The sequence below is a fragment of the Streptomyces sp. NPDC053755 genome, from assembly GCF_040677675.1.
In the GTDB taxonomy this organism is placed as follows: Bacteria; Actinomycetota; Actinomycetes; order Streptomycetales; family Streptomycetaceae; genus Streptomyces.
Genome location: NZ_JBFASK010000004.1, coordinates 140,382 through 157,934, shown reverse-complemented (window position 1 = coordinate 157,934; position 17,553 = coordinate 140,382). Strand labels below are relative to the sequence as shown.

The 17,553-nt window shown below is 74.6% G+C and carries 15 protein-coding genes; 9 read left to right on the top strand and 6 right to left on the bottom strand.

The genetic code is table 11. The features are described from left to right. Positions 1-143: 143 nt before the first annotated feature. A complete protein-coding gene (locus AB0K65_RS06850; RefSeq protein WP_365714667.1) occupies positions 144-893 on the bottom strand; it encodes a GntR family transcriptional regulator in 750 nt (249 codons plus the stop codon). A gap of 168 nt (positions 894-1,061) precedes the next feature. Between AB0K65_RS06850 and AB0K65_RS06845 the strand changes: the two genes are divergently transcribed. After that, a complete protein-coding gene (locus AB0K65_RS06845; RefSeq protein WP_365714666.1) occupies positions 1,062-2,489 on the top strand; it encodes an MFS transporter in 1,428 nt (475 codons plus the stop codon). A gap of 410 nt (positions 2,490-2,899) precedes the next feature. On the opposite strand, the gene AB0K65_RS06840 is transcribed toward AB0K65_RS06845, so the two are convergent. Then, a complete protein-coding gene (locus AB0K65_RS06840; protein WP_365714665.1) occupies positions 2,900-3,238 on the bottom strand; it encodes a DUF6204 family protein in 339 nt (112 codons plus the stop codon). A gap of 87 nt (positions 3,239-3,325) precedes the next feature. Between AB0K65_RS06840 and AB0K65_RS06835 the strand changes: the two genes are divergently transcribed. Then, positions 3,326-4,249, top strand: a complete 924-nt coding sequence (locus AB0K65_RS06835) for an arginase family protein (RefSeq protein ID WP_365714664.1) — start codon at positions 3,326-3,328, stop codon at positions 4,247-4,249. Positions 4,250-4,280: 31 nt separating this feature from the next. On the opposite strand, the gene AB0K65_RS06830 is transcribed toward AB0K65_RS06835, so the two are convergent. Together AB0K65_RS06830 and AB0K65_RS06825 are read right to left on the bottom strand one after the other, a co-directional pair. Further along, a complete protein-coding gene (locus tag AB0K65_RS06830) occupies positions 4,281-4,631 on the bottom strand; it encodes a VOC family protein (RefSeq protein WP_365714663.1) in 351 nt (116 codons plus the stop codon). Between the two features lie 146 nt (positions 4,632-4,777). Continuing rightward, on the bottom strand, positions 4,778-5,677 hold the full coding sequence (locus AB0K65_RS06825) for a methyltransferase domain-containing protein (RefSeq protein ID WP_365714662.1): 900 nt from the start codon (positions 5,675-5,677) through the stop codon (positions 4,778-4,780). 189 nt (positions 5,678-5,866) lie between these two features. On the opposite strand from AB0K65_RS06825, the gene AB0K65_RS06820 reads away from it, so the two are divergent. The 3 genes from AB0K65_RS06820 to AB0K65_RS06810 all read left to right on the top strand — a co-directional run bounded on the left by AB0K65_RS06820 (position 5,867) and on the right by AB0K65_RS06810 (position 10,195). Then, positions 5,867-7,717 (top strand): transketolase, encoded by a 1,851-nt coding sequence (locus tag AB0K65_RS06820; protein WP_365714661.1) that lies wholly within the window; start codon positions 5,867-5,869, stop codon positions 7,715-7,717. A 145-nt stretch (positions 7,718-7,862) separates the two neighbouring features. Beyond that, on the top strand, positions 7,863-9,095 hold the full coding sequence (locus AB0K65_RS06815) for an aminotransferase class I/II-fold pyridoxal phosphate-dependent enzyme (protein ID WP_365714660.1): 1,233 nt from the start codon (positions 7,863-7,865) through the stop codon (positions 9,093-9,095). A gap of 71 nt (positions 9,096-9,166) precedes the next feature. Continuing rightward, positions 9,167-10,195, top strand: a complete 1,029-nt coding sequence (locus tag AB0K65_RS06810) for an MBL fold metallo-hydrolase (RefSeq protein WP_365714659.1) — start codon at positions 9,167-9,169, stop codon at positions 10,193-10,195. Between the two features lie 85 nt (positions 10,196-10,280). On the opposite strand, the gene AB0K65_RS06805 is transcribed toward AB0K65_RS06810, so the two are convergent. After that, positions 10,281-10,925, bottom strand: coding sequence for a VTT domain-containing protein (locus tag AB0K65_RS06805; RefSeq protein ID WP_365714658.1), 645 nt, complete (start codon positions 10,923-10,925; stop codon positions 10,281-10,283). Further along, entirely contained in the window at positions 10,922-11,701 is a 780-nt protein-coding gene (locus tag AB0K65_RS06800) for an MBL fold metallo-hydrolase (RefSeq protein ID WP_365714813.1), read from the bottom strand. The genes AB0K65_RS06805 and AB0K65_RS06800 overlap by 4 nt, the downstream gene beginning before the upstream one ends. A 432-nt stretch (positions 11,702-12,133) precedes the next feature. Between AB0K65_RS06800 and AB0K65_RS06795 the strand changes: the two genes are divergently transcribed. The 4 genes from AB0K65_RS06795 to AB0K65_RS06780 all read left to right on the top strand — a co-directional run bounded on the left by AB0K65_RS06795 (position 12,134) and on the right by AB0K65_RS06780 (position 17,451). Continuing rightward, a complete protein-coding gene (locus AB0K65_RS06795; protein ID WP_365714657.1) occupies positions 12,134-12,538 on the top strand; it encodes a hypothetical protein in 405 nt (134 codons plus the stop codon). 207 nt (positions 12,539-12,745) lie between these two features. Next, on the top strand, positions 12,746-14,893 hold the full coding sequence (locus tag AB0K65_RS06790) for a phage holin family protein (protein ID WP_365714656.1): 2,148 nt from the start codon (positions 12,746-12,748) through the stop codon (positions 14,891-14,893). 68 nt (positions 14,894-14,961) lie between these two features. Further along, complete coding sequence (locus tag AB0K65_RS06785) at positions 14,962-16,440, top strand: amino acid permease (protein ID WP_365714655.1); 1,479 nt, start codon at positions 14,962-14,964, stop codon at positions 16,438-16,440. 855 nt (positions 16,441-17,295) lie between these two features. Then, positions 17,296-17,451 carry a hypothetical protein gene (locus AB0K65_RS06780; protein WP_365714654.1) on the top strand — a complete coding sequence of 52 codons (156 nt, stop codon included), beginning with the start codon at positions 17,296-17,298 and terminating at the stop codon, positions 17,449-17,451. Positions 17,452-17,553: the final 102 nt, after the last annotated feature.

The following is a 17,553-nucleotide window of genomic DNA, read 5'->3' as shown; positions in this document are numbered from 1 at the left end:
CGGGGCGTCCGGCAGGGGCCGGGCCACCGGGGCCGGTGGGGGGCTCGATTGGGCTCGGTCGGGGGCGTGGGCGGGGGCTCGGCCCGGTGGCTCGGCCGGGTGGCTCGGCCGGGTGGCTCGGTCCGGGGGCGCGGCCGGTCGGCTCAGTTCGACTGGAGGACCGGGAGCGCCGGCGCTCCCGTCGGGAGCATGTGCTTGGCCGCCAGGACCGGGACCTCCCCGACCCGTACCACCTGGGTGACCAGGACCGCCGGAGTGTCGGCCGGGCGGCCGAGCTGGTCCCCGCGCCGCTGGCCGACCAGGGTGGCGGTCACACTGCTGTGCGCCCCCAGCGACACCCCGCGCGAGGCGTCGGCGAGCACCGCCAGCATTGAGACCCGTTCCGGCGCCGGCGCGGTCCGCAGGGCGTGCGCGAAGTCCGGGTGCGCGCGCTCCAGGACGTCGTCCGCGGCTGCCCACTCCTGGCTGAGCGTCGCCGCCGTACCCTCTCCGACCAGCAGCGACTCCCAGAACCGCAGTTCCGATCCGGCCCGGGCGAGCAGGTGCTGTGTGGTGAAGTCGGTGGGCTCCTCGACCGCCCGCAGCAGGGCTCGTACGCGCAGCGGCGAGCCCGCCCCGATCAGCTCCTCCAAGGGCTGGACGTGTTCGAAGCCGCGGCGCGGCGGATGGTCGGCGACGGTCCGGCCGACTCCGCGCCGCACCGAGAGCAGGCCGTCCTCCTGGAGCAGCAGCAGCGCCTCGCGCAGGGCCGGACGGCTCACCCCCAGCTCACCGGCGAGCTTGGGCTCGGAGGGGAGCGTCGAGCCGGGCGGATAGGTGCCGTGGTGGATGGCGTCCGCGATCCGCTCGTAGAGCACCACGACCGGTCGTCGCTGCCGTCCGCTGACTGCCACTGCCCCTCCTCCGCCGACTTGTCGGCAAGTCAACGGTATGCGGATTCACAGGTCAAAGGGTCTTGACGTGTGACGCGCGTAGAGTCCAGCCTGTCGGGGCGCAACTTGTCAGACAAGCTTGGCGAGGGGCGTGCGCAACGACGTGACATCCAAGGCAAAGGGGCCGATATGTCAGCCAAATCCGACCTCACGGGCCGGGGACCCATGCTCCTGGCGATGGTCCTCGCCGTCCTCGGCTACCAGATCAACGCCACGATGCTCAGCCCCGCGCTGCCGGACGTCATCGAGCGCCTGGGCACCACCACGGCCGCCGCCGGTCTCTCGCAGACCCTGTTCTTCCTGATGGCGGCCATCGGCCAGGTCACCCTCGCCCGTCTCAGCGACAAGCGCGGCCGCAAGCCGATGATGATCGTCTGCGCCTTCGTGCTGATCGCCGGAAACCTGCTCTGCGTCTTCGCGCCGAACATCGAGGTCTTCATCGCCGGCCGCGTCCTTCAGGGCATCTCGGCCGCGATGTTCACCCTCGCCTTCCTCACGCTGAACCAGCTGCTCACCCCGGCGGGCTTCGGCAAGGCCGCGGGCATCGTCACCGCCGTCAACGGCGGCCTCGCCGGTGTCGACGCCATCGGCGGCGGGCAGATCGCCGACACCATCGGCTTCCGCGGGATCTTCGTCTGCTCCACCCTCATCGCCGTGGCGGGTCTGATCGGCGTCCGGAAGTACGTCCCCGACGTGCCCGCCACCGCCCCCGAGGGCCGCTTCGACTCCCGGGGCATCGCCGCCCTCGCGCTCGGCCTCACCGGCATCCTCGTCGGTCTCGCCCAGGGCGCCGCCTGGGGCTGGACGTCGGTCCTGACCCTCGGCTTCCTGCTGGGCGGACTCGCCTCGCTCGTCTTCTTCGTCGCCTCACAGAAGAGCGCCGCCGACCCGGTCATCGACATCGAGGTGCTGGCCTCCCGCCGCGCCTGGCCGCTGCTCCTCACCACGATCTGCACCCTGGGGGGAGCGTTCGGGGCCATCGCCCTCACCATCCCGCTGTTCTCGCAGGACGCACGCGTGGGCCTCGGCCTCTCGGCCGTCACCGCCGCCTTCCTCTTCCTGACACCGATCCAGCTGATCGGCGTCCTCTCCGCCCCCCTGACCGGGCGGCTCGGTCCGAAGGTCGGGTGGCGCACGATCGTCGTCACCGGCGCGACCGCCAACTTCGCGATCTTCCTCTTCGCCACCTTCTTCCTGCACAACGAAGGGATTCTGATCGCCTCGCTGGCCGCGCTCGGCGTCACGTACGGCGGCTTCATGCTCACCGGCCTCAACGGCCTCGCCGTCACGACCGCCCCCAAGGACAAGCCGGGCTCGCTCTCCGGACTCAACGGCGCCTGTTTCGGCATCGGAGCCTCGCTCGGCATCGCCCTCGCCTCCGCCATGATCACGGCGGGGAGCGACGCCGGAGGCGTCACCGAGGCCGGCTACCGGCACGCGATGTACGCGGCGCTCGCCCTGCTCGGCATCGGCGTCGTCACGGCCCTGCTCATCCAGCGCCCCGACCCGGCCGATGCGCACGACGAGGAGCCTCGGCCGGTCCTCGCCCACCACTGACGCCGGCCCGCCGCGCCGGCCGACGCCCGGAGCCACCCGGCGGGCCGCGGGGCGGCCGGCTCGCCGGCTTCGGCGACATCGACGCCATCGTCCGCGGGGCTTTCCTCAGCGGCCCCCTCGGCTATGGCGTCCTCGCGCACGTTGAGGGCCGGGGCCTGCTGTCCGAGGCGTCGGGGCTCCTGCCGCCGCACGCCGTCGGGCCGCCACCGCCCGAAGGCCGGCATCCAGCCCGGCAACGAGGCCTCCCGCGCCCTCGTCCGCCCCGCCGGGCTCCGCCCCGAGGGCCTCCCGCCCGCGATGCTCCCCGTCGACGGCCCCGATGCCTCCCGTCGACGGCCGCGATGCCCCGCACCCGTGTGGCGGGACCGCGAGCGCCGGGCGGTCACACCGCCCCCGCCGGACCCGGTCGCTCAGCGCTTGTAGTTGATCTTCATGGTGTCCATGTCCGTCACCGACGACTTCAGCTCCCCGTGACCGTGACCCCGCTCCCGGAGCGCCGTCTCCACCCTGTCCTCGGCGATCGCCGCGGCCATCTCCTCGCCGTCCGCCGCGTCGGAGACGACGATCAGCCGGTACGAGAAGTGCTTCAGCGTCCGGTCGTAGGCGAGCGAGCCCTCCGGCGTGAACCGCATCCCCGTCAGACCGTGTTCGTCGGCCTCGGCCAGCAGCCGCGCCCGGCTCTCCTCCGACAGGCCGTCGAACGTGCCGCGCACGATCACTCGATACGTGTGCTGGGTGTGCGTGCTCATCTCGCTCCGTACGTCCGTGCTCGCGCCCGTACTGCCGTGCGGGCGTCGCCGTTGAAGAAGCAGAGTACGGCGGAGAGGATGGGGCGCATGCGGAATATCGTGGCCATCGACGCCCCCTCCAACCTCGGTCTGCGGCCGCCGGCGCCCGGTACCGTACCCGGCTGCCACAAACTCGCCGGAGCCCTCCGCGAGAACCGCATCGTCCAGAGGCTCGGTGCGCGGGAAGGCGGCGTCGTCGTCGCGCCCCGCTACGACCGGGGTGACTGGCGGGAAGGCGACGGCGTCTTCCACGCGGCTGCCCTCGCCGCCTACACCCGTACCCTCGCCGACCGGATCGAACGGCACGTGCGGGCCGGGGACTTCCCCCTCATCCTCGGCGGGGACTGCTCCATCCAGCTCGGCGCCTCACTCGCCCTGCGCCGCATCGGCCGCTACGGCCTCGCCGCGCTCGACGCCTCCCCGGACTTCCGCCATCCCGGCAACTCGAGCCGTGTCGGCGCGGCCGCCGGCGAGGAGGTGGCCCTCGCCACCGGCCGCGGCCAGGGCGATCTCACCGACCTCGAAGGACTCGGGCCCTACCTGCGCGACGAGGACGTCCGCCTCCTCGGCATCCGTGACGCCTTCCACGACGATCCCGAGGTCGTCGAGCTGCGCGCTCTCAAGATCCCGCTGGTGACCGTCGCCGAACTCCGGGGGTGGGGTACGGAGGAGCTCGCCGCCGCGACCGCGCTCAGCCTGGAGAGCGAGGCGCTGGACGGTTTCTGGGTCCATCTCGACGCCGACGTCCTCGACCCGAGCGTGATGCCGGCCGTCGACAGCCCCGACCCCGACGGGCTGCTGCCCGCCGAACTGGCCACGCTGCTCGGCGCCCTGGTCCGGTCCGAGCGCTGCGTCGGGCTCAACGTCACGATCTACGACCCCGACCTCGACCCCGACGGATCCGCCGGCGCGCTCCTCACCGACCTGGTCGTGTCCGCCTTCACCACCGACCCGCCCCCGCCGTCCCCGTGAGACGTGCGGAAGCGGTGCCGGGGCGCCCGTTCTACGCCGGGCGCCGGTCCACGTACTCGAAGACCGAGCCGTCCGGGTGCACCGCGATCAGATTGCGCCCCACCGGTGTCGGCACCGGACCGGCGACGACCTTCGCGCCGGCCTCGGTCAGCGAGGTGAACGCGGCGTCCACGTCGGCGACGGAGATGGTCGCCGCCACCTTCCGCAGCACCTCCAGCTCCGATTCGGGGCCGCTCATCAGGAGGAAGCAGCCGACCGCGGCCACCGAGACACCGGCCCGCTCGAAGCGCAGGGCCCGGCCGCCGGTGAGCCGCTCGTAGAAGTCCACCGCCGCATCGAGGTCGTCGACGCAGACGCGGAGCGTGGTTCCCAGAATCTCCATACGGATGAGCCTAGTTGACCTTCACGAAGCCGGTCGACGGGTCCGCGTGCGTCCGCCGGGGACCGGGGCCCCGGCGGTTTCGAGGGCGTTCGACGGCGCCCCGCCGTGCGGGTCAGGGGACCCGGCACGGGATCTCGCCGTGCGGGTCAGGGGACCCGGCACAGGATCTCGCCGTGCGGCACCATGAACCAGGCGTCCTCCTGGCGACCCCACGCGCGCCAGGCGTCGGCGATCGCGGCCAGCCCCGCAGGCGTGGTGTGGCCGCCGTCCACCGCGAGCCGGGCGTAGACGGACTCCGTCGTACGGTCCGCCCACAGGCCGCTCCACCAGGACCGCTCCTCGGGCGTGGAGAAGCACCAGGTGGCGCCCGTCGTCACGATGTCCGTGAAGCCGGCGCGCCGCGCCCAGGAGAAGAGCCGCCGGCCGGCGTCCGGTTCGCCGCCGTTGGCCCGCGCGACCCGGTGGTACAGCTCCAGCCACTCGGCCAGGGCGGGCGGTTCCGGGTACCAGGCGAAGGCGCCGTAGTCGCTGTCGCGCGCGGCCACCACCCCGCCCGGACGGCACACCCGCCTCATCTCGCGCAGCGCGCGCACCGGGTCGCCGACGTGCTGCAGCACCTGATGGGCGTGGACGACGTCGAAGGAGTCGTCGGGGAAGTCCAGGCCGTGGACGTCGCCGACCGCGAAGCGCACGTTGTCCACCCCTCGCGCGGCGGCAGCGGCGCGCGCCCTGTCCAGGACGTCCTCCGAGGCGTCCACCGCGGTCACCCGGCCGGGCGCCACGAGTGCGGCCAGATCGGCGGTGATCGTGCCCGGCCCGCAGCCGACGTCCAGCACGTCCAGACCGGGGCGCAGTTCGGGGATCAGATACGCCGCGGAGTTGGCGGCGGTGCGCCAGCTGTGCGAGCGGAGCACCGACTCGTGGTGGCCGTGGGTGTAGACGGCCGTATCCCGAGGCCCGGCGGGCGACGAACCCGCGGAGGGCGCCGTCCCGGTGGACGGGGCCGGGCCGCCGGACGGTGTGGACGGAGTGGAGCTGAGCGTCATGGCCGGACTCCTTCGGCTGGGGTGGTGCGGCCACGGTACGCCTTCCGGCCGCATGGTGAGACTCCCATCTTGCAATGTGGACGTCGGCGGGGCGGATTTCCCGGGTTACGCCCGGCCTTCCTGGGCACCCGCGTGATGAGCACCGTCGAACCGCCCGCCCGCCGCGCAGTCCGTGGAGGAAGGTCCGCCATGAACGAGACGATGTCCGCGCTCGCCCAGCAGCTTCGCGTCGACGCCGTGCGAGCCGCCGACGCGGCCGGCTCGGGCCACCCCACCTCGTCGATGTCGGCCGCCGAGATCGGCGCGGTACTCCTCGCCCGCCACCTGCGCTACGACTTCGACCGGCCGGACCATCCGGGCAACGACCGGCTCGTGCTCTCCAAGGGCCACGCCTCACCGCTGCTGTACGCCATGTACCGGGCGGCGGGGGTCGTCGGCGACGACGAACTGCTCACCTTCCGCCGGCGCGGCAGCCTGCTCGAAGGGCATCCGACACCCCGCCTGCCCTGGGTCGACGTCGCCACCGGCTCCCTCGGCCAGGGCCTTCCCGTCGGGGTCGGCATGGCGCTCGCCGGGAAGTTCCTCGACCACGTCCCCTACCAGGTCTGGGTGCTCTGCGGAGACAGCGAGATGGCCGAGGGTTCGGTCTGGGAGGCCGTCGAGCACGCCTCGTACTGCCGTCTCGACAACCTCACCATGATCGTCGACGTCAACCGGCTCGGGCAGCGCGGACCCACCCGCCACCAGCACGACCTCGGCGCCTACGCGGCGCGCCTCGAAGCCTTCGGCTGGCACACCGTGTCCATCGACGGCCACGACGTCGACGCGGTCGACGCCGCCCTGCGCGAGGCCCGCGCCACCACCGGCCGGCCCACCGCGATCCTGGCCGCCACCCGCAAGGGCCGGGGCGTCGCCGCCGTCGAGAACCGCGAGGGCATGCACGGCAAGCCGCTCCCGGACGCCGAGGCCGCCATCGCCGAACTGGGCGGACGCAGCGACCTCCGGGTCGGGGTGACCGAGCCGCCCGCCGCCCGGGTCCCGCGCCGCGTCGGCGGCGAGGCCCCCGACCTGCCGCGCTACGAGAAGGGCGGCGACAAGGTCGCCACCCGCAACGCCTACGGCGAGGCCCTCGCCGCGCTCGGCTCGGTGCGCGACGACGTCGTGGCGTTCGACGGCGAGGTGGGCGACTCGACGCGCACCGAGTACTTCGCGAAGGCGCACCCCGAGCGCCACTTCGAGTGCTACATCGCGGAACAGCAGCTGGTCGCGGCCGCCGTCGGGGTCCAGACGCGCGGCTACGTCCCCTACGCCGCGACCTTCGCCGCCTTCCTCACCCGCGCCCACGACTTCATCCGCATGGCCGCCGTCAGCCGCGCGGGGATCAACCTCGTGGGGTCCCACGCCGGCGTCGCCATCGGCGAGGACGGCCCCAGCCAGATGGGCCTGGAGGACCTGGCGATGATGCGGTCGGTGCACGGCAGCACCGTCCTGTACCCCTGCGACGCCAACCAGACGGCGAAACTCGTCGCCGCCATGGCCGACCGGGACGGTGTCCGCTATCTGCGCACCACGCGCGGCGGGACCCCGGTCCTCTACGACCCCGACGAGGAGTTCCCCGTCGGCGGCAGCAAGGTGCTGCGCAGCCACGGCGAGGACGACCGTGCCACTATCGTGGCCGCCGGGGTGACCGTCCACGAGGCGCTGCGCGCCGCCGACGTGCTGGAGGAGCGGGGCGTACCCGTGCGTGTCATCGACCTCTACTCCGTCAAGCCGGTGGACACCGCCACCCTCGACCAGGCGGCCGGTACGACCGGCTGCGTCCTGACGGTCGAGGACCACCGCCCGGAGGGCGGGATCGGCGACGCGGTGGCCGAGGCCTACGCCAACGGCCACGGTGACGTCCCCCGCCTGGCCCGGCTCGCGGTCCGCTCGATGCCCACCTCGGCGACGCCGGAGGAACAGCTCCACGAGGCCGGTATCGACGCGGACGCCATCGTCTCCGCGGTCGAGCTGATGGTCGAGCGGGTCCTGGTGCGCTGACACCGGCCCGACCGGCCCCCGCTCCCCGCCGACCGGCCCGCGGTCCGACCCGGCGCCGTTCACCGAAGCGGCGAAACCGCATGAATCTTCGTATAAAGGACAGTGGCGCCGTACGCGCCAGACCCAGGCCCTGGAGGTACGGGACATGCGGGAGACGGCTCCTGAGGGCCGCGGGCCGGTGCGCTACGGGCCACCGGTCCCCGAGCCCGGCCTGCCCGTGCTCCCCGCCCTCGCCGCCATCCTCGCCGAGGCGGCCGCCCGCACCGCCGTCGAACCGCCCGGCGGCGGCCCCGTGCTGCGCGAGGCCGCGAGCGGGTACTGGTGGCGGCGCGGCCTGCGCACCCACCCCGAGGACGTGGTCGCCGCACCCGGCGCCCAGCCCCTGCTTTTCGCCCTGATCGCCGCCCACGGCGGCGACGTCCTGATGCCCCGCCCCTGCCCCGCCTGGTGGACCCCCCAGGCGCGCCTGCTCGGCCGCCCCGCCTACCACGTGCCGACCCCCGCCGAGTGCGGAGGCGTCCCCGACCCGTACGCCCTCCTGGAGACCGTCCGGCGGGTCCGCGCCGAGGGCGGCCACCCCCGGCTGCTCCTGCTCTCCGTCGCCGACGACCCCACCGGCACCGTCGCCCCGCCGGAGCTGGTCAGCGAGACCTGCGAGGCGGCCGTCGCCGAGGGGCTGCACATCATCAGCGACGAGACCTGGCGCGAAACGCTGCACGCCCCCCGCGACACCGTCCTCGTCAGCCCCGCCGAGATGTACCCGGACGACGCCACCGTCCTCTACGACCTGGCCGGCGCCCTCGCCCCCGCCGCCTGGCCCTGCGCCATCGCCCGGTTCCCGCCCACCGCCCCCTCCCGCACGGACCGCTACGCCGATCCCCGGGCGCGTACCCTCGACGTCCTCACCGCCCTCGGCGCGGTCGTCGCCGGCCCCGTCGGGCCCGCCGCGGCGCACGCCCTCGACGAACCCGAGGACGTCACCGTACGGGCCGCGCTGAGCGCCGCCCTCCACGGGCGCGTGGCCGCGGCGGCCCACCGGGCCGTCCTCGCCACCGGCGCGCTCGCGCTGCCCCCGCGCTCCGGCCGCCACCTCTACGCCGACCTCGGACCGCTGCGCGCCGGGCTCACCGCCCGCGGTGTCACCGACTCCCTGGAGCTGGAGAACCACCTCACCGGGCGGCTGGGCACGCCGGTCCCCGGCGGACACCGCTTCGGCGACGAACTCGGCTCGTTGCGGGCACGGTTCGACACCGGGGTGCTCCTGGGCGCCACGGAGGAGCGGCGGACGGAGGCGCTCACCTCGACCACGCCCGAGGAACTGCCCCACATCGCGCAGGCGTTGACGGCGTTCGCGGCCGCTCTGGAGGAACTCCGGTGAGCCCGGGTGCACGCCGGAGCCGACACAGACCCCGCCCCTCCCCGACGAGCCGCCGAGAACGGAGCCCGCAGATGACGGAACAGACGGCACGCCCGGCACAGGCCCCGCGACCCGACGGCGCACGCACCGCCCCTCCCGTCCTCCAGCCCCTCGGCCGGATCCGGGACGACTGGCCGTGCTCCTTCGCCGACCGCCTCACCGCACCGCTCCCCGGTGTGCGCGCCATGGCCCGCTTCGCCCGCGAAGGCGCCATCCGCCCCGGCGCCGACGGGCTGCGCGACATTCCGCTGCTGCCGTACGAGCCGGGTCCGCTGCCCGTCGTCCCGCCCGGGGCCGTCGCCCTCACCTGGGCCGGACACGCCAGCTGGATCGTCGGCATCGGCGGCCTGACCGTCCTGACCGACCCGGTCTGGTCACGCCGGATCTTCGGCACCCCGGCCCGCATCACCCCCGTCGGCGTGCGCTGGGAGGACCTGCCGCCGGTCGACGCGGTCGTCATCAGTCACAACCACTTCGACCACCTCGACGCCCCCACGCTCAAGCGGCTGCCCAGGGACACCCCCGTCTTCGTCCCCGCCGGGCTCGGCCGCTGGTTCACCCGCCGGCGCTTCACCCGCGTCACCGAACTCGACTGGTGGGAGGCGGCCGAACTCGACGGCGTCCGTTTCGAGTTCGTCCCCGCCCACCACTGGTCCAAGCGGACCCTCCTCGACACCTGCCGCTCCCTGTGGGGCGGCTGGGTCCTCGCCGACCGGTCAGGCCGCCAGGTCTACTTCGCGGGAGACACCGGCTACGGCCACTGGTTCGCGGAGATCGGCCGCCGTCACCCCGGCATCGACCTCGCCCTGCTCCCGATCGGCGCCTACGCGCCCCGCTGGTGGCTCAGCGACGTCCACACCGACCCCGAGGAGGCCGTCCGCGCCTTCCTCGACCTGGGCGCCCGGCGGATGGCGCCGATGCACTGGGCGACGTTCGTGCTCTCCTCCGAACCCGTCCTGGAGCCCCTCACCCGGGTACGGGCCGCCTGGGAACGCGCCGGACTGCCGCGGCAGGACCTCTGGGACCTGCCGGTCGGCGCCTCGCGGCTGCTCGCCGCCTGACTCCTCGGCCAGGCCCCGGGGCCGGGAGCTCGGAGCCCCCGTCGGCCGTTCCCGGGGCCCGGGCGCCCGGGGCCTAGCGCGCGTCTCAGGCCCGCTCGGCCCCGTCCCGGTGCGCCCCGCGCAGCCGTCGCCACAGGGCGGGGGCCGCGCTGAGCAGAAGCGTCAGCCCGACCGCCGCCACGACGCCCTGCCACGGTTCCGGGAACAGCGAACCGCCCAGGATCCCGATCAGCTGGTACGTCGCCGTCCACGCCAGGCAGGCGGGCAGGTCCCCCCGGACGAACCGGCGCAGCGGCATGCCCGCGAGCAGGCACGCCAGCATCACCGGAATCCGGCCCGCCGGCACCAGCCGCGAGAGCACCAGCACGGAGACCTGGCGGGTCTCCAGACGCTCCCGGGCGTGCTCCAGGAGTTCCGGCGTCGCCCGGCCCCGCAAGGCCTCCAGCCATCGCGAGCCGTTCTTCGACCCGATGCCGCGCCGGCCCAGCCAGTACAGCGTCGCGTCGCCGAGGAGCGCGGCCGAGGACGCCACGAGGAAGACGAGGAGCAGCGACCACGGCGCCGTCTGGTGGTAGGCCACCACCGCCGCCGAGCTGACGACCGCCCCCGTCGGGACCACGGGCACCAGCGCCCCGAGGGCCACCAGGAGGAAGAGGGTGGGGTAGCCGACGGCCTGCTGCGTCGACTCGGGCGGCAGCTGACGTACCGCCTCCCACAACCGGTCGATCACCGGGCGACCTCGGGCCGCACCCGCTCGCCGTGGCCGAGCCGGTGCACCACCACCTTCGGCGCGAGCCGGGCCGCGTGCCGGACGAACTCGTCACCGGGCGCGTGGAACTCGTGGGGCCGGACGGCGTCCATCCCGAGCGGCCAGTACGTGCCGTAGTGCACCGGCACCGCCGCGGCCGGCGAGAGGGCCGCGAGGGCCCCCGCCGCCCGCTCGGCGTCCAGGTGGCCGTGGCCGAGGTACGGACCCCAGCCGCCCACCGGGAGCAGCGCCACGTCCACCGGCCCGACCGCGTCCGCCATGCCGTCGAAGAGGCCCGTGTCCCCGGCGAAGTACGTCCGCGCCTCGCCTTCCAGGACGTAGCCGAGCGCGGGGGAGCGGTGCGGCCCCACGGGGAGCCGCCGCCCGTCGTGCAGCGCCGGCACGGCCCGTACCGTCACGCCGTTCACGGCCAGTTCGTCCCCGGGCTCCATCTCGGACAGCCGCAGCCCGCGGCCCGCCAGCTTCCGGAGGCCCGGCACGGCGCCCGGGGCGCCGCGCGGCACGATCAGCCGGGTGCCCGGTGCGATCCGGGCGAGCGAGGGGAGATGCAGATGGTCGGCGTGCAGATGCGAGACGAGCACCGCGTCGGCGACCGTCGCCTCGGGCGGGGGCGGATCGCCGCGGCGGCGCCGCAGATGCGCGAGCCGGCGCGTGAAGAGCGGGTCGGTGAGCAGCCGGACCCCGGAGTCCTCGACCGTGCAGGTGGCATGACCCCACCAGGTGACCTCCACTGGCAGCCCGCCCTCTCCTCGTCGACGACCTCGGTGGCACGGCCCCGGCCTGGTGGCACGGCCCCGGCCTCGTCCCGGCACCACCGGGGCGCGGCCCCGGCGCCCGCCACCCTGTCACGGCCTGGGTACTCCTTACCCCGGTGACGAGGGTAGATGTCCCGCGCGGACGATGCGGGGCGTCCACGGCGGGACGCCGGGGTAGCCATCGGTCAGTGACGCGAGGGGAGCCGCGGTGAGCACCAAGGGGACGACCGGCCACTCGGCGCAGTGTCCGCGCTGCGGAGGCGTCCTGGCCGTCACCCAGGACGGCTGGAGCATCTGTCACACCTGCGGATACTCCTCCCCGCCCTGACACCCGGAGCCGCGATCCCCGGGGCCGCCCCTACGCCCCGGGTACGCCCTCCTCGCCCGCCCGTGTTCGGAGTAGGGTCTCGGCCCATGGACGACGTTCGGGTGGCGGCGATCGCCAGCCTCACCCCGCTCGAGGAACTCGACAGCGACCCCTTCCTGGTCGACACCCGCAGCCAGCACGCGATGTGCGACCGCTGGGCCCGTGACAAGGGCTACGTCATCACGCGGCAGCTGCTCTTCTACGCCATCCGCCCCGACCACGACGCGCTCTGGGCCGACGTGGACGCCGACGCCGTGGACCTCTTCGTCGCCCCCAACGCACGTGTCCTGGCCCGGGCGTTGACCGACGTGCCCGGCTTCTACGCGGAGTGCGAGCGCAGGGGCGTACGGCTGGAGACCGCCGGTCTCGACGAACCGTCGTACGACGCGGCCGGCAAGGCCGACGTGCACCGCAGGCTCTCCATGCCCACCGCCGGCTACGACGGCTGCTAGGTGTACTGATCACGAGCGGTGTCGACGCCGGTGATCGATACACCCGGGTCGCCTCCGGAAAGTCCCGCCCCCCGTACCGGACCGGCCGGTCGGGCCGCGCCCGGGCCGCGCGCCCGGGCTTGCCGTGAGCGTGCGACCGGCGCCTGCGGAACCCGGCGCGCCGTGTGCCAGGCTTGAGCCAGGAAACGGGTGAAGGGTGAACCAGGCGTGGGTGACGGGCGAGGGCGCAGAGCCGGCCGCTGGCGTACCGCGGGCAGTGCCGTCGTGCGCGTCATCGTCGTCTGGGCGGTGTCGACGCTCACCATGCTGGCCCTGGCCGGGCTGCTGCCCGACTTCGAACTCCAGTCGCCCGACGGCGACAGCATCACGCGGACCGCGCTCACCGCCGTCTGGGGCGCGGGCGCGTTCGGCCTGCTCGGTGCGCTGGTGTGGCCGGTGATCGTACGGGCGCTGCTGCTCGTACCGGCCCTGGTCCTCGGCCTGCTGGTGTTCTTCCTCAACGGTTCGCTGCTGCTGCTCGCGCTCTGGCTGATCCCGGACGGGCGCGGCGCGGCCGATCCGGAGACCGCCGTCGTGGTCGCCGCGGTCATGTCCGCCGTCGCCTCGGCCACCTCCACGGGCCTCGCCGTCCGCGACGACGACGCCTACCGTCGCCGTCTCTACCGCCTCGCGGACCGCAGACGGCCCCGGGTGGTGGCCGTGCCCGGCGGATCCGGCCGTCCCGAGCCGTCCCACGGCACCGTCTTCCTGCAACTGGACGGCGTCGGCCACGAGGTGCTGCGCGACGCCGTCGCCGACGGGCTGATGCCGACGCTCGCCGCCTGGCTCGGCACCACCCACCGGCTCACCGCCTGGCGGACCGACTGGTCCAGCCAGACCGGCGCCAGCCAGCTCGGCATCCTGCATGGTTCCAACGAGGACGTGCCGGCCTTCCGCTGGTACGAGAAGGACACCGGCCGGCTGATGGTCAGCAACCGCCCGGCCTCCGCCGTCGAGCTCCAGCGGCGGGCGATCGAACGCACCGGGGACGGCGGGCTGCTCACCGTCGACGGGGCCTCCCGGGGCAATCTGTTCAGCGGGGGAGCCGAGCAACTCGCGCTGGTGCTGTCGATGGCGGCCCGCCGAGGCCGCCGCAACCGCTCGCGCGCCGGCTACTTCGCCTACTTCTCCGACCCCGCCAACGCCGTACGGACCGCCGGTTCGTTCGTCGCCGAGGCAGCCCGTGAGGTCGTCCAGTCGACCAGGGCGCGCCTGCGGAAGGAGACCCCGCGGGTCTCGCGCGGCGGCGCCTACCCCTTCATCCGGGCCTTCGCCACGGTCGTCGAGCGGGACGTGGTGGTCGCCGCGGTGATCGGGGACATCCTGGCGGGACGGACGGCCGTCTACGCCGACCTGGTCGCCTACGACGAGGTGGCGCACCACTCCGGTCCGCAGGGCCGGGACACCGACCAGGTGCTGGCGCGGCTCGACCGCTCCATCGCCCTGGTGGCGAAGGTCGCCGAGCACGCGCCCCGGCCGTACCGGATCGTGCTCCTCTCCGACCACGGACAGAGCCCCGGCGAGACCTTCGAGGGCGCGTACGGGCTCACCCTCAAGGACCTCGTCCGGGCCGGCTGCGGGCTGCCCGTGCCGCGCAGGGTCCGGCGCACGCCCAGCGGTTCGGAGGCAAGCTACGCCGCACGGGACGCGCTGCGCAGCGCGCTGCACCGGCCGACGGACGAAGAGGAGGCGGCGGCCGAGGGGTCCGGGGGGCGCCCGTCCGAGCCGCTGGTCCTCGCCTCGGGCAACCTGGGGCTGATCTCCTTCCCCGGTGTTCCGCACCGGATGACCAGGGAGGAGATAGACCGCCGCCATCCCGCGCTGCTGCGCACCCTGGCCGATCACCCCGGCATCGGTTTCCTGCTGGTCGCGAGCGCCGAACACGGTTCCGTCGTGCTCGCGGGGAACGGCGCGGAGGTGCCGGTCGCCGAGCTCGCCGACGAAGGCCCGCTGGCGGTCTTCGGGCCGGGCGCGGCGGAGGCGGTGCGGCGCACGGACGGTTTCCCGCACGTCGCGGACATCATGGTCAACTCGATGTACGACCCCGCGACCGGCAGGGTGCACGCCTTCGAGGAGCAGATCGGTTCCCACGGCGGCCTCGGTGGCGAGCAGGCGCGGCCGTTCCTCATGTCGCCGCTGGACCTGTCGGCGCCCCCGGCCGGCCTGGCGGGCGCCGAGCAGGTGCACCGCGTGCTGCGGGGCTGGCTGAGGGAGTGCGCGGGTCCGCAGGTTCCGCTGGAGATTTCACGGCCCACCCTGGAATCGGAATCACTTCTTCCGGTTGATGGGCCGGTGGGGCAGGACAAAAGCAGCTGATTTGGACGCGTGTTCGCCGTTGTCCGACCATGGTCGGGTTTTGTACGACGGAAGGCGCCCCACCCCCCATGAGCACGGCCACCACACCCCAGGACACCCCTCCCGCCCCGCGGCCCGGCGGTGAACCCGCACCGGGTGGCGGCGAGCCCCCACGGCCGGACGGCGGCGAACCCGCACGGCAGGACGGCGGTGCACCGGCGCCTGGGGACGCCGGCGATCCGGCTCAGCGGGACGGCAGGCACGCCCGGCGCTTCGGACTGCCGGTCGCCACGGCCCTGGTCATGGGCAACATCATCGGCGGCGGGATCTTCCTGCTGCCGGCCTCCGTCGCCCCCTACGGCACCATCAGCCTCGTCGCCTTCGGCGTCCTCACCCTCGGCGCGCTCGCCCTCGCCCTCGTCTTCGGCCGCCTCGCCCGGCGCCACCCGCGCACCGGAGGCCCGTACGTCTACGCCCGCGAGGCGTTCGGCGACTTCGCCGGGTTCCTCGCCGCCTGGTCCTACTGGATCACCACCTGGGTCTCCAACGCGGCCCTCGCCGTCGCGGCCGTCGGCTACCTCGACGTGCTCGTCCCCCTCCACGGCTCCACGCCTGCCACCATCGCGGCGGCCCTCGCCCTCCAGTGGCTGCCCGCCCTCGCCAACCTCGCCGGCACCCGCTACGTCGGGGCCGTGCAGCTCGTGGCGACCGTGCTGAAGTTCGTCCCGCTCCTCCTCGTGGCCGTCGGCGGACTCTTCTTCCTCGACGGCGACAACCTCGGGCCCTTCCTGGCCGAGGGCGACAGCGCGCTCGGCGCGGTCTCCGCCTCCGCGGCGATCCTGCTCTTCAGCTACCTCGGCGTCGAGTCGGCCGCCGTCAGCGCCGGTGAGGTCCGCGACGCGCGGCGCAACGTCGGCCGCGCCACCGTCCTCGGGACGCTCGGCGCCGCCCTGATCTACCTCCTCGGCACGCTCTCCGTCTTCGGGACCGTCGCACACGACCGTCTCGTCGGCTCCGGCGCGCCGTTCTCCGACGCCGTGAACGCCATGGTCGGCGGCTCCTGGGGCGGTACGGCGATCGCGTGCATGGCGCTGGTCTCCATGGTCGGCGCGCTCAACGGCTGGACGCTGCTCAGCGCCCAGACCCCGTACGCGGCCGCCCGCGACGGCCTCTTCCCCCGAGCCTTCGCGCGCAGGCGGCGCGGGGTCCCGACGGTCGGGGTCGCCGTCACCGTCGTCCTCGCCTCGCTGCTCACCGTCTACAACTACACGGCCGGGACGCAGCGCGTCTTCGAGGTCCTGGTCCTCGTCACCACGTTCACCGCGACGGTCCCGTACCTGCTGTCCACCGCCGCCCAGATCCACTTCCTCCTCTCCGGCCGCCCGGAGCGCGTCGACCGGGGGCGCCTGGTCCGCGACATGGTCCTCGCCCTGGCGGCCTTCGCCTTCTCCCTGTGGCTGGCGGCCGGGTCCGGCTACGCGGCCGTCTACCAGGGGGTGCTGTTCCTCTTCGCCGGCGTCCTCGTCTACGCGTGCATGTCGGCCCGCAGGAACCGTGCCACGACCTGACGGCACGGCCGTTCCCGGGGCGCTGCCGTCTCCGGGCCTGGTGTGCTCGGGGCCCTGCTGTCCTGCGGGCCTGGTGTGCTCGGGCCTGCTGTCTCGTGGGACCGGCGTGCCCGGGGCCCCGCGGTCCTCGGGGCCTCGGCGTTCACGGCCCGCCGCGAGGTGTCCGCAGGGGCCCGCCGTGCGATGCCCGCGGGGTTCGCCCCCCCCGCTCGGTCCCCAGGCCGGGGCTCTGCCGCCCACCGCCACGCCCCCGGTCCGGTGAATTCGGTCGTCCCCGCGTAGGCCGCCCGGGCGTATCCCGGCCGGACAGGGAAGGAGCCGGGCCGAACCGGGGCAGTTTGGATCTCCATGAGGTCCCTGTCCGCGAGCCCCGCCGCTCCCGCCGCCCCGACGGCCGGGACCGGCGCGGGCGCAGACCGGCGGGGAGCGCCGGTCCCGCAGGAGCCGATGCCACCGCCCCGCCCCGCCCGGCGCGGAGCGCGAAGGCGGTGGCGCGCCGCGACGGTTCCCGTCCTCCTCGTGCTGGCGGCCCTGTTCGGGGTCTGCTGCGCGGCCGCCGGCCCCTCGGGCGTCGAGGCCAGACCGGCCGCGTCCACCGTGCCGGATCCCGTCGGGGAGGCGCACGACACGACCGAGTCCGAGGCCTCCGCCCCTGGCCGGGACCGGTCGCGCCGGAAGGCCGCCGCCCGTGGCGGGCACCCCCCACACGTGGCCACGCCCGTCTCACGCGTCGCGGCCGACGCGCCCGCCCCGCGGGCCGTCCCGCGCGACGGCACTCCCCGGTGCCGGGTGATGCGCTGCTGAGAGGCCGGCTCCTCTCGCCCGTGCTGACCCCCCACCGCAAGGAGCTTCGCCATGCCGATCGACCACTTCGCCGTGCTCAACGCCCTGCTGCGCGCGGAGGCCTCCCGCGAGGAACGGGCCGTCCGAGGCCCCGCGCCGGAGCCGGAACGTGCCCCGGTCCGGGAGAACCGGGCCACCCCCGCCCAGGAGGAGAGCGCCACCCGCTGACCGGCCGCCAGGGCCTGCCCGCCCACCACCGGCCGTCACCGACGACCGGCCTCGGTCCGCCGACCGGCGCACGGGGCGGCCCCGGCACGGGCCGGCAACGAC

Bases quoted from the DNA above. Each gene is read 5' to 3' on its own strand.
- AB0K65_RS06810 (WP_365714659.1), top strand. From the start codon at position 9,167: ATGACGGAACAGACGGCACGCCCGGCACAGGCCCCGCGACCCGACGGC.
- AB0K65_RS06840 (WP_365714665.1), bottom strand. From the start codon at position 3,238: ATGAGCACGCACACCCAGCACACGTATCGAGTGATCGTGCGCGGCACG.
- AB0K65_RS06830 (WP_365714663.1), bottom strand. From the start codon at position 4,631: ATGGAGATTCTGGGAACCACGCTCCGCGTCTGCGTCGACGACCTCGAT.
- AB0K65_RS06815 (WP_365714660.1), top strand. From the start codon at position 7,863: ATGCGGGAGACGGCTCCTGAGGGCCGCGGGCCGGTGCGCTACGGGCCA.
- AB0K65_RS06785 (WP_365714655.1), top strand. From the start codon at position 14,962: ATGAGCACGGCCACCACACCCCAGGACACCCCTCCCGCCCCGCGGCCC.
- AB0K65_RS06820 (WP_365714661.1), top strand. From the start codon at position 5,867: ATGAACGAGACGATGTCCGCGCTCGCCCAGCAGCTTCGCGTCGACGCC.
- AB0K65_RS06795 (WP_365714657.1), top strand. From the start codon at position 12,134: ATGGACGACGTTCGGGTGGCGGCGATCGCCAGCCTCACCCCGCTCGAG.
- AB0K65_RS06845 (WP_365714666.1), top strand. From the start codon at position 1,062: ATGTCAGCCAAATCCGACCTCACGGGCCGGGGACCCATGCTCCTGGCG.
- AB0K65_RS06780 (WP_365714654.1), top strand. From the start codon at position 17,296: ATGCCGATCGACCACTTCGCCGTGCTCAACGCCCTGCTGCGCGCGGAG.
- AB0K65_RS06825 (WP_365714662.1), bottom strand. From the start codon at position 5,677: ATGACGCTCAGCTCCACTCCGTCCACACCGTCCGGCGGCCCGGCCCCG.
- AB0K65_RS06835 (WP_365714664.1), top strand. From the start codon at position 3,326: ATGCGGAATATCGTGGCCATCGACGCCCCCTCCAACCTCGGTCTGCGG.